Source organism: Helicobacteraceae bacterium (assembly GCA_031258155.1).
Lineage (GTDB): Bacteria > Campylobacterota > Campylobacteria > Campylobacterales > SZUA-545 > JAIRNH01.
The window spans coordinates 1-16,093 of record JAIRNH010000055.1; the positions used below are offsets into that span (position 1 = coordinate 1).

The 16,093-nt window shown below is 52.6% G+C and carries 14 protein-coding genes and 2 tRNA genes; 4 read left to right on the forward strand and 12 right to left on the reverse strand.

Annotation, left to right across the window (positions count from 1 at the left end):
- From LBF86_07265 to LBF86_07280, 4 genes are all read right to left on the reverse strand, one after another.
- The coding region (locus LBF86_07265) for an acyl-CoA dehydrogenase family protein (GenBank protein MDR0665300.1) at positions 1-1,131 on the reverse strand (1,131 nt) is incomplete at its 3' end.
- A gap of 10 nt (positions 1,132-1,141) precedes the next feature.
- Entirely contained in the window at positions 1,142-1,930 is a 789-nt protein-coding gene (locus LBF86_07270; protein ID MDR0665301.1) for an ABC transporter ATP-binding protein, read from the reverse strand.
- Entirely contained in the window at positions 1,923-2,693 is a 771-nt protein-coding gene (locus LBF86_07275; protein ID MDR0665302.1) for an ABC transporter permease, read from the reverse strand. The genes LBF86_07270 and LBF86_07275 overlap by 8 nt, the downstream gene beginning before the upstream one ends.
- A 49-nt stretch (positions 2,694-2,742) precedes the next feature.
- The gene (locus LBF86_07280) at positions 2,743-3,810 is read right to left on the reverse strand and encodes an ABC transporter substrate-binding protein (GenBank protein MDR0665303.1); all 1,068 of its coding nucleotides are present in this window, start codon (positions 3,808-3,810) and stop codon (positions 2,743-2,745) included.
- Positions 3,811-4,267: 457 nt separating this feature from the next.
- On the opposite strand from LBF86_07280, the gene LBF86_07285 reads away from it, so the two are divergent.
- Complete coding sequence (locus LBF86_07285; GenBank protein MDR0665304.1) at positions 4,268-5,317, forward strand: hypothetical protein; 1,050 nt, start codon at positions 4,268-4,270, stop codon at positions 5,315-5,317.
- Positions 5,318-5,418: 101 nt separating this feature from the next.
- Here the strand turns inward: LBF86_07285 and LBF86_07290 are convergent.
- The 6 genes from LBF86_07290 to LBF86_07315 all read right to left on the reverse strand — a co-directional run bounded on the left by LBF86_07290 (position 5,419) and on the right by LBF86_07315 (position 8,531).
- A tRNA-Ser gene (locus LBF86_07290) sits at positions 5,419-5,505 on the reverse strand.
- A gap of 60 nt (positions 5,506-5,565) precedes the next feature.
- Positions 5,566-5,655: transfer RNA gene (locus LBF86_07295), tRNA-Ser, on the reverse strand.
- 157 nt (positions 5,656-5,812) lie between these two features.
- Entirely contained in the window at positions 5,813-5,998 is a 186-nt protein-coding gene (locus LBF86_07300) for a highly acidic protein (protein MDR0665305.1), read from the reverse strand.
- Entirely contained in the window at positions 5,995-6,747 is a 753-nt protein-coding gene (locus LBF86_07305) for a TIGR00730 family Rossman fold protein (protein ID MDR0665306.1), read from the reverse strand. Before LBF86_07305 ends, LBF86_07300 begins: the two co-directional genes overlap by 4 nt.
- Positions 6,748-6,755: 8 nt before the next feature.
- Positions 6,756-8,129: a magnesium transporter gene (locus tag LBF86_07310; GenBank protein MDR0665307.1), complete on the reverse strand. Its 1,374-nt coding sequence runs from the start codon at positions 8,127-8,129 to the stop codon at positions 6,756-6,758.
- A 21-nt stretch (positions 8,130-8,150) separates the two neighbouring features.
- Entirely contained in the window at positions 8,151-8,531 is a 381-nt protein-coding gene (locus LBF86_07315; GenBank protein MDR0665308.1) for a thioredoxin family protein, read from the reverse strand.
- Positions 8,532-8,596: 65 nt separating this feature from the next.
- Between LBF86_07315 and LBF86_07320 the strand changes: the two genes are divergently transcribed.
- From LBF86_07320 to LBF86_07330, 3 genes are all read left to right on the forward strand, one after another.
- A complete protein-coding gene (locus LBF86_07320; GenBank protein MDR0665309.1) occupies positions 8,597-10,192 on the forward strand; it encodes an inorganic phosphate transporter in 1,596 nt (531 codons plus the stop codon).
- 223 nt (positions 10,193-10,415) lie between these two features.
- The gene (glmS, locus tag LBF86_07325) at positions 10,416-12,224 is read left to right on the forward strand and encodes a glutamine--fructose-6-phosphate transaminase (isomerizing) (GenBank protein ID MDR0665310.1); all 1,809 of its coding nucleotides are present in this window, start codon (positions 10,416-10,418) and stop codon (positions 12,222-12,224) included.
- A gap of 158 nt (positions 12,225-12,382) precedes the next feature.
- Positions 12,383-12,721, forward strand: a complete 339-nt coding sequence (locus tag LBF86_07330) for a hypothetical protein (protein MDR0665311.1) — start codon at positions 12,383-12,385, stop codon at positions 12,719-12,721.
- A 36-nt stretch (positions 12,722-12,757) separates the two neighbouring features.
- On the opposite strand, the gene LBF86_07335 is transcribed toward LBF86_07330, so the two are convergent.
- Positions 12,758-13,975, reverse strand: coding sequence for an argininosuccinate synthase (locus LBF86_07335; protein ID MDR0665312.1), 1,218 nt, complete (start codon positions 13,973-13,975; stop codon positions 12,758-12,760).
- A 143-nt stretch (positions 13,976-14,118) separates the two neighbouring features.
- The gene (gene typA / locus LBF86_07340) at positions 14,119-15,915 is read right to left on the reverse strand and encodes a translational GTPase TypA (GenBank protein ID MDR0665313.1); all 1,797 of its coding nucleotides are present in this window, start codon (positions 15,913-15,915) and stop codon (positions 14,119-14,121) included.
- Between the last annotated feature and the right edge of the window lie 178 nt (positions 15,916-16,093).

Below are 16,093 nucleotides of genomic sequence, written 5' to 3' on the forward strand. Positions count from 1 at the left end.
TAGCTTATAATCGATCGGATCGTGAAGCGTCTGCGTTCGCGCGTTGCGCCAAAATCTATCAAAGCCTAGTTCGCGCGTGGTGGCGCGAGAGCCTAGCGCCTCGAATATCCCGCTTGTAACCTCTAGCGCCGTTTGCGTCGCGGCGTAGCGCGATTTGGCTACGGCGATCGCAAACTCTCCGCGCTCTCGTTCGCTAAGCGCTTCGGCTTTCGCCCAGAGCGGGTCGATCAGATCGTTTGTTCGATCTACTAGGGCGCGCGCGCTTTCCAAAGAGACGAGCAGTTCGCCAAGCCGCCGTAAAAGTAGCGGGTCTTTTTGAGCCGTCGGCGCGATCGAGGCGAGCCAAGGGCGGGTTTCTTTTCCGCGCGCGTAGTCGATCGCGGCGGCGTAAGCGCCCTCCGCAATCCCCAGAAACAGAGCGCCGAAAAATAGCTGTCCGATCAGCGGGCGAAAGGACGAAAACGGCGTGGAGAGCGGACCGGGATCGCGTAATACCTCGCTTGCCTCCACGCGAACGTTCTTAAAATAGAGCCTGCCGCTGTCGGTTTGGCGTTGTCCGATATTGTCCCAATCGCCTTCTATCTCGATCCCTTCGCGGCTGGTCGGGATCGCGGCGACTAGCGTTTTGCCATCTTCGTTATCCTCGCTGCCCGTGATCGTGATGTAGTCGCTATCTTTTGCGCCTGTGGCGAAGTTTTTCACGCCGTTCCACAGATAACCGCCGTCCTTTTGTTTGATCGCTATCACATCGCGTTTAAGCTGATTGAGCGCGTTAGCCCAGAACCAGCCGTTAGCGGCGGTGTCGCGGTGCAACTTCGTCCATTGCTCTTTGTTTCCGTAAAGCCGCACGGTGGCGAGTTGATAGTTGTGGAAAGCGAACAGGTGCGCAAGCGAGCTATCCACGCGGGCGAACTCCGCGAAGATTGCGATTAACTGCTTCCAATTGCCGCCAGAGCCGCCATGCTCTTTGGCGATAAAGAAATTTAGCAATCCGCTCTCTTTGATCAGGTTGCGTTCCCTGACGGGCGTGCCGCCCTCTTTGTCGCGCTTAGCCGCCGTTTTGGCGAAATCCGCCGCTAACTCTTTGGCTATCTTCAACGCCTCGTCAAAAGAGGCTAAAGTCTTGCTCATAGGATACTCCTTATATCTCGTAATTGTCTTTCGCGTCCGCTACGATCGCGCCGTCGCGCAACGCCTCGAAAACGCGCCTTTTTATCTGCCCGAAACTTGGCGAGGAGCGATCGCGCGGTTCGGGCAGATCGACTGCGATCTCTCTGATTATTCGCCCCGGTTTAGCGTCCATCACAAAAATCCGATCGCTTAAAAACGTCGCCTCCTCCACGTCGTGCGTAACGAGGATCATCGTCGTCTTTTCGGCGCCCCAGATACGTTTTAGCTCCTCCTGCAGCCGCATTCTCGTGATCGCGTCAAGCGATCCGAACGGCTCGTCAAGCGCCAAAATCTCAGGATTATTGACAAGCCCTCGCGCGATCGCGGCGCGTTGCGCCATACCGCCGCTTAGCTGGCGCGGATAGGACTTTTCAAAACCGCTTAATCCCACAAGCGCGACATGCTCTTTGACCGCCTTAATCTTGTCCGCTTTGCTTCGCGGCGCGTTTAACAGCGCGATCGCGACGTTTTCTTCCAGCCTAAGCCACGGTAGCAGGCGGTGATCTTGAAAGACGATGCCGCGTTCCAGCCCCGCGCCCAATATCCGCTCGCCGCGCAGTAAAATCTCGCCCTCATACTCTCCGTCCAGACCGACGATCAGGCGCAAGAGCGTGGTTTTGCCGCAACCGCTTGGTCCCACGATGGAGACAAACTCGCCCTTTTCGACGGCGAAACTTACGCGCGAAATTACGTCGAGCCGTCCGCCGTTTTCAAGCGCGAAACTCTTGGATACGCCGTCGATCGCGAGTAGCTTACTCATTAAAGCCGACTTTCCATTTAAGCGCGCGCCGTTGCGCGAAAAACATAGCGCGATCTATCGCGAAGCCTATCAATCCGATCAGAACCATACACACGAGCAGTTGATCGGTCATCAGAAGCTGTTGAGCGCGAAAAATTAGAAAACCAAGCCCCTCCAGCCCGCTTAGCCCTTCGGCGATCACGACAATCGCCCACGCTAAACCAGCCGAGTAGCGAAACGATACGGCGATCGAAGGCGCCGCCGCCGGCAAAATCACCTTGCGTATCAACTGCCATTTATCGAGCTTCAAAACTTCGGCAAGCTCTATATATTTCTTGTCGATGTTATGAATGCCCTGTAAAACGTTCAGAAAAACCGGAAAAAAGACCGATTTGGCGATGATAAGAATCTTTGCAGGCGCGCCCAACCCCAGCCATACGACGATCAGCGGCAGCCATGCGATTGTCGGGATATGGCGCAAAGTGTTCAGCGTGGAGCCGAAAAACAGCTCCGTATTGCGCGATAAACCCGCCGCGAGTCCTAGCGACACGGCTACGGCGGCGCCGTAAATAAAGCCCTGCGTTACGATAGAAACGCTCGTCAATATATCGCTTAACAGGTCTTGTTTATTCAGCATATACCAAAACGATTTGACGACGCTAACGGGCTTGGGCAGAAAGATCGGCTCGACCCATTCGTAGCTACTCGCCGTTTGCCAAAGCGTAAAAATAATAACCGGCAAAAATATACCGATATATAAACGCCGCGCAAAAAAAGCTCTCATAAACCTCTCCGCGAAAATGACGAACGCCGTTTAAGCGTTCGCCAATTATTTATTTTTTGTAGATCGAGTGCGTTCCGCCCGCGAAAAATCGTCCGTCGATAAAGGCGTCCACCTCTTTGTCGGTCAGGCTTTTTTGCGTCAGAATGTCGTCGCCGTTGGCTATGTAGTAGCGCAGGAACTCTTTGATAGCCGTTCTCGCGCGATTGGCGTTCGCCTCGCCGCCCGTAAATTCCCACTGTCCGATGTGCGTAATCTGAAAGAGCGCCACTTCGATCGGGACGCGGGTCTCTTTGGCGATAATCTCAGCCGCTTCGTTGGGGTGATCGGTAGCCCACGCGCGAGTTTTTTCGCGCGCGGTCAAAAAGGCTTTGATTACCTGCGGATACTTATCGACAAAATCTTTGCGCGCCACATAGGTAATGCGACCCGCGTGGTTGATATAAACGCCGTCGTCGGCGGGGTGATCGACAATTTTGAATTTGCCGGAAAGCCACGGTCCCGTAAATGCGGGCGCGGCTAGATGAACGGCGGTAGCGTCCGTCTCGCCCGAAAGAACGGCGGCGATCGCCACGGCGGAGTTGTCGATATTTTCGTGTCTTACTTTGCCTTTTTTCAGACGCGAATCAAACGGAATACCCGCGCTATTTAGACTTTCAAACGGCGCTGACCAGTAGCACGAAATGCGACTAGAGCCGAACTTCTTGCCCTCTAAATCCGTAACCGAATTGATCTGCTTGTTGTTCGCAGCCGCCAAAGTCGGCGTGCGGTAGCGGTTGGAAGGCTCGCTAATCCATATCACGACCGTGTTCAGCCCGTTTATGCGGTGAATTGTCGAAGGATAGACCATTCGTTGCGCGATCGCGAGCGATCCGCCGCCCACCGCCGCGCTTTCAGCCCCTAAAAGCTCCGCCGCGCCCTGCGCGATCAGCGTGATCTTCTTTGTGCCGATCTTGTCGAACTCCTCTTTGAAAAAGCCCTTTTCCAGCGCGACCACCGTCCAAGGCGACTTTTGGAGATTTATCTCCTTTAATTCCGGATCGGCTTGCGCGATCGAAACCGACAGACCAAACGCCGCCAACATGGCGATCGTTTTTGCGATACCTGATTTTCTCCGCATGTTTTCCCTTTTTGCGTAATGAAACGCGCGAAAGGAGACGCAAATCCCGCCGTTTCAGCGACGGCGTTATAGACTTGCGCGTCCTAACTTAGCGTAGGATGCGCTCCGATCTTTTGTTTAGCGCCAACTAACAGACCAAGATCGGAGCGGCTTACACAGCCTAAATGAACAAGTTTTGATCGCTTTCAATCAAAACTTAGCAATAGTCTAGCCTTCTTTTGCTTAATTGTTTATAAAGTTGATTGAATTGGTCAAGATTATAATCGGAATCAGCCGCCAAAGATAACGGGTCAGGCAAGGTTGCGGCGAAATATGAAGTTTAAACGAGCGGCGTTTTATGCGAAAACGATCCGCGACGCGCCTTAATTACGCGGCAAAAGATCGCTATTACGCGCTTTGATCGTAGTCGGGGCGGCGGCGCATTTCCTTTTAGCGAGGAAGCGCTAGGCTTTTGCCGATGGAAACGTTAAACCTGCTTGGCGCGGTAAAACACAAAAATCGGGGCTTTTCGCCGCGCAAAATCGCTCCCGCCGTTTTAGCGACCGATCGCGCGGCGATAATCGGAGCGCCTCGCGCGGGCAAAAGCGCGTTGGCGCTCTCTTGCGCGATTGATAGCGCAAAGCCGTTTTTGTATATCGATCTCGCCGACGAACGCGTTTCGATCGGCGCGATCAAGGCGGAGCTTGGCGCGTATCTCGCCGCGAACCGCGTAAAACTGCTGGCGATCGACAACTACGACGAACGATTAACGCTAGAGGGAATCGAAGCCGATACGATATGGCTAATATGTAAAAAAGCGCCGAGCGGGTTTCAAAGCCAGACGCTTTTCGCGCTAGATTTTGAAGAGTTTATGGCGCGCGGGGCAAGCGGCGATCCGCAGGCGAGTTTCGACGATTTTTTACGAACGGGCGGCTTGGCGGAGCTAGGGCGGCTTGACGAATTTGAAAGGATTAAGCGCGCGCAAGAGATTTTGCGAAGCGTTTGCGCGACGCCGCAAAAAAAGGCGATCTTCTCTTGGTTTTTGCTGCGAGGCGCAAACGCATTAACGCCTCATCAGGCTTACGAAGCGCTAAAACCAAAAATCGCCGTCTCAAAAGACACGCTTTATAGCTACATAGAGTTTCTAACGGATTCGCGTATGCTTTTTGCGGTTCCAAAACTTGGCGCTTTAGCCGCTCCGCGCAAATTCTACCCTTACGATCACGCGCTGCGCGAAGCGATCAGCTTCGATCTCGCGCTACATAAAACCTTTGAAACAATGATCGCTATGGAGCTTATCAAACGCGGAAAAACGCTCTATTACGCCGACGATATCGATCTGTTGGTAGCGCAGGACGACAGAGCGATTATCGCCGCGCCGTTCGCGGATAAAGCGCGTTTAAGCGAAAGACTTAAAAACGTAAAAACAAAGGTAAAAAAGACGGAGTTTATCACGATGGGATTTGCCGCGAATTTACGCGCGAACGCGGAAGCGCTTCCGTTTTGGGAGTGGGCGTTAAGCCAGTAACCGCCTACAAAAGTTTTTAAACCGCCGTCATTTTTGTACCTACAATATACCTACAGAGAGGGTTGTTACTACAATGATTTGACTGATTTAAGCGCGTAATATGGCGGGCAGGGTGAGATTCGAACTCACGGAGGTTTTACCCTCGTCGGTTTTCAAGACCGGCGCTTAAACCGCTCTGCCACCTGCCCTAGTCGATTAGCCGTAGCCAAAATCGTCGCCGACTTCCAACTCCAATTTTAGAGGCGATATGGCGGACAGAGAGGGATTCGAACCCTCGATACCCGCAAGGATATATCAGTTTTCGAGACTGACGCCTTCAACCGCTCGGCCACCTGTCCAAAAAGAGCGCGTATTCTAGCAAAGATCGCTAAAAGCGAAAATAAAGCCTAAATATTGGTTTCGCGCGCGAAGGCTAACCGTTTCGCCGCGCTTGATTACGCGACGCGCAAGTTTTAGAAAGTCGGGATTATCGTTTGCGAGCCTTGCCGCCGGAGGTTATTCGTAATAATCCTCGTCCTCTTCGCCGTCGTTATAGCTGTAATCGTCGTCGTCGTATTTGCCGTAATCGCCGCGTTTAGACGTATCGTCGTCTGTGAAATCGCTATCGGATTGCGCGTCGTCGTCCAGCGGCGGCGCGTCGTTAAAGTCGTCGTCTTGCCACGTTTCGTCGTCGTAAGTCATCGCCCCTCCTTGTTCCGATTCGCTTCTTGAAGTTTTTTAAGACGCGAGTAATCGCTCGCTTTCGTAAGTCCCATCGTCTCCATTTCTCTAATCCGCGCGAAAATATGCTCTTTAGTAAAATTGACGACTTCGTCGAGATCGTCCGTTAATTTTATCAAATCCGCGTCTTCTTTGGCGATCGCGCCTTCGTTTATCATACTCGATCGAATAAAGTCCAACAGCGGACGATAGTAGTCCGCGCCAACCAAAAACACGCCGATCGGAAATATCTTGCGCGTTTGAACGAGCGTCAGAGCTTCAAATAGCTCGTCCATAGTCCCAAAGCCGCCCGGAAAAATAATATACGCGTATGAATATCTCACCAGCATAACCTTACGGGCGAAAAAATAGTCGAATTTCAAACTCAAATCCAGATATTCGTTGCTTGCCTGTTCGTGCGGAAGTTCTATATTAAGCCCGATCGACTTGCCGCCTCCGGAGCAAAACGCGCCGCGGTTCGCCGCCTCCATAATGCCCGCGCTACCGCCCGTTATAACGTTGAAGCCGCATTCGGCGAGCATATATCCGAGCTTTTGCGCCGCTTTGTAGTATTTATGCTCTCTTTTTGTCCTAGCGCTACCGAAAACCGTAACCGAAGGTCCTACCTCTTTAAGGGAGTCGTAACCGTTTACGAAATCCGACATTACGCGAAAGATGCTCCACGGCTCGCTAAAATCCAGTTGCGAGCCGATTGCAATCTTGTTGTCCATAAAAATCCTTATAATAAAATTAAAGTGGCGAGTCCTAAAAAGGTGAAAAATCCAGCCCCGTCCGTAATCGTGGTTAAAAGCGCGCTACTTGCCACCGCCGGATCGATTCCGAAACGTTTCAGCGCAAGCGGAATGCCGGCTCCGAAAAAGCCGGCGTAAAGCATATTTGAGAGCATTGCCAACGCGATTGCCGCGCCCAGTAGCGGCATGCTAAACCACGCCCAAGCGAGCGCCCCCGCGCATACGGCGAAGATCGCTCCGTTGAAAAGCGCGATCGCGACCTCTCTGGCGATTACCGATCTCGCGTCCGAGATTTTCACTTCGCCTAAGGCAAGTTTGCGCACCGTAACGGTGAGCGTCTGCATACCAAGCACGCCGCCCATGCTCGCCACGATCGGCATAAGTATCGCCAACGCGACAATCTGTTCGATCGATTCGGCGAAAAAGCTGATCAGCGTGGCGCTAAACGTTGCCGTAGCTAGATTCAAAAACAACCATTTCGCTCGCGCCCAGCCGTTTTTGACCGTTCCGTCGCTAACCTCCGTATTATCCCCGATTTGCGCCAAAGAGTATAACTGCTCGGTGGCTTGATCCTCGATTAGATCGTAAATATCGTCGCTTGTGATACGTCCTAATAGCCGCCTAAAGTGATCCACCACGGCGATCGCCGCTAAATCGTAGCGCTCCACCGTCTGCGTAACCGTCTCGATCGTGTCGTGCGAATAGACGAAGATAGGCTCGTCTAGTTTGGTAACGCTCTCTTCGTAGGTCTTGTCTGGATCAAGCATAATCAGCTCTTCAAGACTTAACATAGCCATAAGTTTATTTTGTTCGTCCACGACAAAAACGAAGTGGATATTGCTTAACTCCTCGCTTATAACCATGCTTCGCAAACGCTTAATAGAATCGCTAATTTTTTCGCTCATCTTCGCGCTGAAAAGCTCAGTCTGCATAATCGCGCCCGCGCTATCCTCGTCAAAGCGTTTAAGATTTTCGATGTTCTCTTTAAGATCGCCGCCTACTTGGCGCAAAACCTCGTAGGACTTCTCCTTGTCGGTCTCTTCGATTCTCTGGACAATATCCGTCGCGTCGTCGGTATCGAGCGCTTTGACGACTTCAGCCCACCTGCGGGCGTTAAGCGTTTTGATTAGCTCCTCTTGCATCTTTTCGGGCAGCTCAAACGCAACGAGACCAAGCAGTTCTGGCGGTAGCGCGTTTATGACGCGGTTATAATCGGTCTCGCTCTCCCCGTTCAGCTCCAGCAGAGCTTCGGCTATATCCGATTCGTGAATGGAAGGCTCGTCTAAAGAACGTTCGCCGCTTTCGCAACGCGCGGCAAATTCGAGCAATTCTTCTTTTTGGGCGCGAATGTCCTGTTCCAACGTTTAACTCCTTGCGGCGATCTACTCGGTTTGCAAAAACCGCATATACTCCATAGGCGGCGCGTAGCCTACGCGCGTCGCTTGGACTTCGCCGTTTGGCGAGAGGATAAACGACGCCGGAACGGCGGCGGCGCGAAGCCGCGATTTTGCCGTTTGCTCCGGATTTTCTTCGGTGTCGAGCATTAGCGGGATAAACTCTTTTTGAATTTTCTCGTCGATCGCTTTCATCGGCAAGGTTTCGTTAATCAGCATCCTACAATACGGGCAGGTTTGCCGCATTACAATCGTCAAAATCGGTTTGTTTTGCTCTTTGGCAAGCGCGAGAGCCTCGCCGTAATTATCCAGCCAATCCGCGCCAAAACCGACAACCGCGCACAGTATAAACAACGCCGTTTTACGCATTATCAACGTCCTTTCACATAGTCTGTTTTATGATAGTATAGCGCTAAAACAAATCAAAGGTTTTTGTGAAGCTAAAAAACCTAGACGAGCTTGAAAAAAAAGCAAGCGGCAACTCTCGCCTAGATTTCACGCGCTTAGGCGGCGCGTTACTATTTATGCTCGTCGTGTTTATCTACGCGACGATACGCATGGATTCTTTAGTTTCAAGCGCGCCGTTCGCTACGACGTTGCTGGTTATGGCGGCGCTGTTCGGCGCGTATATGGCTATGAACATAGGCGCCAACGACGTGGCGAACAATATGGGACCGGTAGTCGGCTCCAAAGCGCTAACGATGGGCGGCGCGATCGTAATCGCCGCCGCTTTCGAGGCGTTAGGCGCGATAATCGCCGGCGGGGAGGTGGTTACCACCGTAAAAAGCGGTATTATCGATCTTTCAGCCGCCGGCGGCGCCGACAATTTTGTTCGTATTATGGCGTGCGCGCTGCTTGCCGGCGCCGTGTGGCTAAATCTAGCTACGGCGCTGGGCGCGCCGGTTTCTACGACGCACGCCATCGTTGGCGCCGTTATGGGCGCGGGGATCGCCGGGGGCGGTTTTGAAGCGGTGCATTGGGAAACGATAGGCGCGATCGCGTCTAGCTGGGTTATATCGCCGGTTTTCGGAGGCGTTATAGCCGCCGCGACGTTATACACGATCAAACGCACTATTACCTATCGGCGGCAGATGACCAAAGCCGCCGCCCAGATCGTGCCGCTTCTGAACGCGCTGATGGCGTGGGCGTTTGGGACCTATATGCTAATCAAGGGCTTTGGCAATCTAGTAAAAATAGATTTCTTAAACGCGACAATCTATTCCGGCGGTTTTGCGATCGCGATCTATCTGCTTTCGCGTTATCACGCCAATAAGACGGCGTTAAGAATAGAAAACTCTAAGGAGGCGGTGAATAAACTATTCGGTCTGCCGCTAATTTTTGCCGCCGCGTTGCTTAGCTTTGCGCACGGCGCGAACGACGTGGCAAACGCGATAGGTCCGCTCGCCGCGATCGACGAAACGCTAAGAAGCGCCGTCGTGGTTTCCGAAGCGCCAATTCCGTTGTGGATTATGCTAATCGGCGCGCTTGGGCTTGCGGTAGGCTTGGCTCTTTACGGACCAAAACTTATTAAAACCGTCGGCGGCGAGATAACCGATTTAGACAAAATGCGCGCCTACTGTATCGCGCTTTCGGCGGCGCTAACCGTGATCGTCGCTTCGCAGTTAGGTCTTCCCATATCGACGACGCACGTGGCTATCGGCGCGGTTTTTGGGGTGGGTTTTTTGCGCGAGTATCTCAAAAGTTCGCACGCCAAAATGCTGGAGTTGATTATTCAAGCGCACGAGGGCGAGGCGCGAAGCCGCGTGGAGGCTTATATTGCCCGTTTCAAAGCCGCGCCTTTGGAAAAAAAGGCGATTATGCTTATGGCGATGAAGAAAAAAGCGGCGCAAAAAGAGGCGAATCAACCCCATTTCTCTAAAAAAGAGCGTAAAGTCCTGAAAAAAGAGTATAAAAAAGAGCTTGTCAAGCGTTCGGCGGTCAAAAAGATCGTCGCGGCGTGGATCGTAACCGTTCCGGCTACCGCGCTAATATCGGCGACGCTATTTATGATCGTTAAATTGGCGTTTTAGCGATAGAACGGAGCCGCCGCTACGATTTTCGTTTGCGATTTAGGGCTTGAAATAACAACTAAGCCTTTCGCGTCCGCGACGGCTTAAACTTTCGTCGCGTTTAAACGGCGGTTGGCGGCGTAAAGCTCCCGTCGCGTTTTTATTCACGCGCCCGCCTCTTTTTAACGCGAGCGCTTCGCAAAAGCAAATCAGCCTATAATAGACAAACGCTAAAAGGTGAATTATGTGCGGCATAGTCGGTTATATCGGCGCGAGCGGTATCAAAAAAACGTTGCTTGACGGGCTAAAAGAGCTTGAGTATCGCGGTTACGACAGCGCCGGAATCGCCGTTATGCAAAACGGCAAGATTGATTCGTTTAAGGCGGCGGGCAAACTGAGCGCTCTCGTCGATAAAACGGCGGATTTTAATCCTAAAGGCTTCGCCGTAGGCATAGCGCATACCCGTTGGGCGACGCATGGGAAACCGACCGAAATTAACGCGCATCCGCACGGCGGCGCGCACTCGGCGGTGGTGCATAACGGCATTATAGAGAACTACCAAGCGCTTAAAGACGGCTTGATCGCTAAAGGCGTTAAGTTTTTGAGCCAAACGGACACCGAGGCGATCGTTCATCTATACGAGTCGTTTTTATCGCGCGAGAAGGACGCTTTCAAATCTTTTGAATTGACCGTTAGAGCGATCGACGGCGCTTACGCGATCTTGCTGATCGACGAAACCTCCCCGACGACGATCTTTTTCGCGAAAAAAGGATCGCCTTTACAGATCGGCGACGGGGAAAACGGACGTTATTTCGCCTCGTCGGACGCGCCGCTCGTCGGCGTTTGCGAAAACGCAATCTATCTTGAGGACGGCTCGTGGGGTTACGCGAACGATCGCGAGGTTAAAATTTTCGCGGGCGACAGCCCCGTTGCGCCGCGAAAAAAACCGCTTCCGCTAACGCGAAGCGCGGCGCGAAAAGAGGGCTTTAGATTTTTTATGGAAAAGGAAATATACGAACAAACAAAAGCGGCTGGCGAAACTCTCGCCTCTCGTCTAAGCGCGGATTCCACGCGCTTAGACGAGCTGTCGGAAGGATTTTTGACAAACGTAGAGTCGCTAAGACTATGCGCGTGCGGCACAAGTTACAACGCCGCCCTCGCTTCGTCGTATATATTCGAGCGGCTTGCGAAAATTGAGGCTAGATGCGAAATAGCGAGCGAGTTTCGCTACCGCGATCCCGTGTTGCGTAAAAACGAGCTTTTTGTCGTAATCTCCCAAAGCGGCGAAACGGCGGATACGCTCGAAGCGCTTAAAATGGCGAAAAAAGCCGGGCTAAAAACGTTGGCGATATGTAACGTCGATAACAGCTCGATCGCGCGCGAGGCGGACGCGACGATTTTAACCCGCGCGGGAATAGAAAAGGGGGTCGCTTCCACAAAAGCGTTCGCCACGCAGATGATCGTTTTGTGGCTTTTGGCGCTACATATCGCGCAAAGCTCCGCCGCGATAGACGGCGGCGCGATCGCCAAAGAGATCGCCGCGTTGCGCCGCGTCCCCGCAGCTCTCTCGATCAAGCCCGAACGCCACGATCTGATTCGGCGTTTAAGCAAGCGCTATCTGCACGGACACGGATTTTTCTTTATTGGGCGCGATATTTTTTATCCGCTCGCTTTAGAGGGCGCGTTGAAGCTAAAGGAGATTAGTTATCTGCACGCCGAAGGCTATCCTGCGGGCGAAATGAAGCACGGTCCGATCGCGCTTGCCGATTCGGAGCTTTTCACCATCGCGCTAACGTCGGAAACGTCGTTAAAAGAAAAAACGCGCTCCAACGTCGAAGAGCTAATCGCTCGCGACTCTACGCTGCTGGTTATCGGCGCGGATCGTTTCGCTCTAGCCGACGATTATCTGCCGATCGACGAGCGCGATCACCCGATGTTGGAGTTTTTTGAGATGACGACGGCGATTCAGCTACTTGCGCTGGAGATCGCCATAAGGCTTGGCAACGACGTGGATATGCCGCGCAACCTAGCCAAAAGCGTAACCGTAGAGTAACGCTTTAGTCGGCGTAGCGCGGTTTTTGGGACGGGGCTTTGCGCTTTATTAAGTCGCGGCGGTTTGTCTTTAGATTAAAATAATCTGAATTTTTCGTCGTTTGGCGCGCAAGAAAATATCCGCGCTGACGATATATAGCGGACACAGTAAGGAACAAAATGCATACCCACGGCTTCAAGCTCTTAATCGACAGACCGCTGTTTCGCAAACGATTTACGGAGGCTTTGATAGCTTCGGCGCGATTAAAAACGCCAATTACCCTGTTTTACGACCTAAACGACGGCGGTTTTGATTACGCCAACACGCAATACGTCAATCGCGATCTGCTTCCGATTGCGGAAATCGACGCGAACAAGACGAGCCATAATCTCCCGTTAGATAATCCAAAAGAGTTAGAAAATATCCTTAAATCCTCCGAAGAGAAGATTATCGCGCAAATGCTTCCGGAGCTAATAGAACGGCTTACGCCAATAATGGCGGCAAGACGCGGCTCGTAACGCGTCGGCTTGCCAAACCGATAGCCGACGAAGGCGTTACGATCTTTTAGCTTTGCCTCCGATAATAAAGCGCAAGGCGTTCAGGCGGATAAAGCCAGCAGCGTCTTTTTGGTTATACACCTCGTCTTTTTCAAAGGTCGAATAAGCGGCGTTAAAGAGCGATCGCGGCGCTTTGCGCCCAAGCGTTGTAACGGAGCCTTTATATAGTTTCAGCCTGACTACGCCCGTAACGTTCTCTTGCGTCGCGTCGATCGCCGCTTGCAACATCTTGCGCTCGTTCGACCACCAGTAGCCGTTATATATTAGCTCCGCGTAGCGCGGCATAAGCTCGTCTTTCAAGTGCGCCTCGCCGCGATCTAGCGCGATTGATTCGATCGCCCTGCGCGCTTTGAGCAGGATCGTCCCGCCGGGCGTTTCATAGCACCCGCGCGATTTCATTCCCACATAGCGGTTTTCCACTATATCCAGCCGACCGATTCCGTGCTTGCCGCCAAGCTCGTTTAAGCGCCGCAAAAGCGAGGCGGGCGAAAGCGGCTCGCCATTTACCGATACCGCGTCGCCCTTCTCGAAGCCGATCTCTATTATCTCAGGCGTATTCGGCGCGTTTTCGGGCGAAACGCTAAGCCGCCACATATCCTCCTCAGGCGCGTTCCATGGGTCTTCTAAGCCCTTGCCCTCGTATGAGATATGCAGCAGATTCGCGTCCATACTATACGGGCTTTCTTCCGCGCTCTTTTTTTCGATTGGAATATCGTGCTTACTAGCGAACTCCAGCAGCGAGGCGCGCGAGTTTAGCTCCCACTCGCGCCAAGGGGCTATAATCGCAATATCGGGGTCGAAACTTAGATAGCCCAGCTCGAAACGCACCTGATCGTTGCCTTTGCCCGTCGCGCCGTGGCTAACCGCGTCCGCGCCGACTTTAGCGGCGATCTCCATCTGTTTTTTCGCGATCAACGGGCGGGCGATCGAGGTGCCAAGCAGGTATTCGCCCTCGTAGATCGCGTTGGCGCGAAACATCGGAAAAACAAAATCGCGGACAAACTCCTCGCGCAAGTCCTCTACAAAGATATTTTCAGGCTTCACGCCCAGTTTCAGCGCTTTTTGGCGCGCGGGTTCAAGCTCTTCGCCTTGTCCTAGATCCGCCGTAAAGGTTACGATCTCGCAGCCGTATCGCGTTTGCAGCCATTTAAGAATAACGGAAGTATCAAGCCCGCCGGAGTAGGCAAGAACGACCTTTTTAATTGGTTTGCTCATAGTTTAGCCTCGTTAAAGATGGGCGAGATTTTACACAAAAGCGGCTCAACGCCCTCAAAAAACTCTCCGATATTCACCTCCAAAATCTCGGCAATCTTGCCGTTTTTCAGTTGCAGCGAAGCGCCATAGCGCCCCGCCTTATTTCACCTAGCCATTCTTTTTCGCGTGTTTGGATCGAGATATTTCTTGCGAATACGGATATTTTTTGGCGTAATCTCCACGATTTCATCGTCGTCGATCCACTCGATCGCGCTTTCAAGCGTGTGTTCTCGCGGCGGCGTGAGTTTTATAGCGTCGTCCGAACCGCTTGCTCGCATATTGGTAAGCTGCTTGCCTTTGATCGGATTTACGTCCAGATCGTTAGGGCGCGTATGCTCGCCGATCACCATTCCCACATAGACCCTATCCTGCGGTTTTATGAAAATCACGCCGCGATCTTGGAGGTTAAAAATACTATACGCCACCGCCTCGCCGTTCTCCATCGAGATCAGCGCCCCGTTGCCCCTGCTTTCAACCGCGCCGTTAAACTGCCGATAGTCCAAAAACGAGTGGTTCATTACGCCCTCGCCTTTCGTATCGGTCAAAAACTGCATACGAAACCCGATCAGTCCGCGCGCGGGGATTTCAAACTCCATTCGCGTGTAGCCCGCGCCCATCGGAATCATCGCTTTCATCTCGGCTTTGCGTTTGCCTAGCTTCTCGATCACAACGCCCGAAAATGCCTCCGGCGCGTCGATCACAAGATGCTCGAACGGCTCTAGCTTTGCGCCGTTTTCCTCCTTGACGATCACCTCCGGTCTGCCGATCGAAAACTCAAATCCCTCGCGGCGCATATTCTCCGCTAAAACGGTAATTTGCAGTTCGCCTCGCCCCGAAACTTTGAACTTGCCCTCCCCTTCTTCCTGCATCTTCATAGCGATGTTGGTTTGCATCTCCTTTTCCAACCGATCGCGGATTTTGTTTGAGGTTACATGTTTCCCTTCCGTTCCCGCAAGCGGCGAATCATTGACGGCAAACAACACGGAGAGGGTCGGCTCCTCTATATGGAGCGGATCAAGCGGCATAGGGTTGTTGGGATCGACAAGGCTATCGCCCACGTCAATCGTCGCAAAACCGGCGATCGCCACAATATCGCCCGCGACGGCTTCGTCGATCTCCATTCGAGTAAGCCCGTGAAAACCGATCAGTTTCGTTATGCGCCCGCTAACCTTTTCGCCGTCGCTCTTTACCAGCGTGAGCGTCTGATTTTTGCGCAGTTTGCCGTTGAAAACGCGCGCGATGCCAATTTTGCCGACATAGTTGTCGTAATCGAGCGTGAAAACCTGCGCCTGAATATGGTTCGTCTCGTCTCCGCTTGGCGGCGGCGTCTCTTGCAAAATCGCGTCAAATAGCGGCGCGAGGTCTTTATTCTCGTCGTCGAGATTGTTTTTCGCGTATCCATTCACGCCGCTTGCATAGATAATCGGAAAATCAAGCTGGCGCTCGTTCGCGTCCATTTGGACGAGCAGATCAAACACCTCGTTAATCACGCGATCGGGATCGGCGGCGGGTTTGTCGATCTTATTAACCACGACAATCGGACGCAAACCAAACCCAATAGCCTTTTTGACGACGAATCGCGTTTGCGGCATAACGCCCTCTTGCGCGTCCACAAGCAGTAGCACGCCGTCAACCATCTTTAGCACGCGCTCCACCTCGCCGCCAAAGTCGGCGTGTCCGGGCGTGTCGATGATGTTGATTTTACAGCCTTTGTAGCGGATTGCCGTATTTTTGGAGAGAATCGTAATGCCGCGCTCCTTTTCCTGCGCGTTTGAGTCCATAGCGCAGTCCTCGATCTGTTCGTGCGCGCCAAACGTCCCCGATTGTCTAAGCAATCCGTCAACCATAGTCGTTTTGCCGTGATCGACATGCGCGATCACCGCTATATTTCTGATATTCATCTATTTTCCTTCCGAATAATCGCCCAAAATCAATGGGGATAAAAAATCGCGCGATTATAGCCTACTCGCCATAATGCGCCCTAGTTTTAGTTTGATATGATGCAACATAATGGGCGTAATAAATTGAATGTTCGTATGTTGCTCTATATTCGCTTGGCGTTTGCGGCTCCGTTTTTGT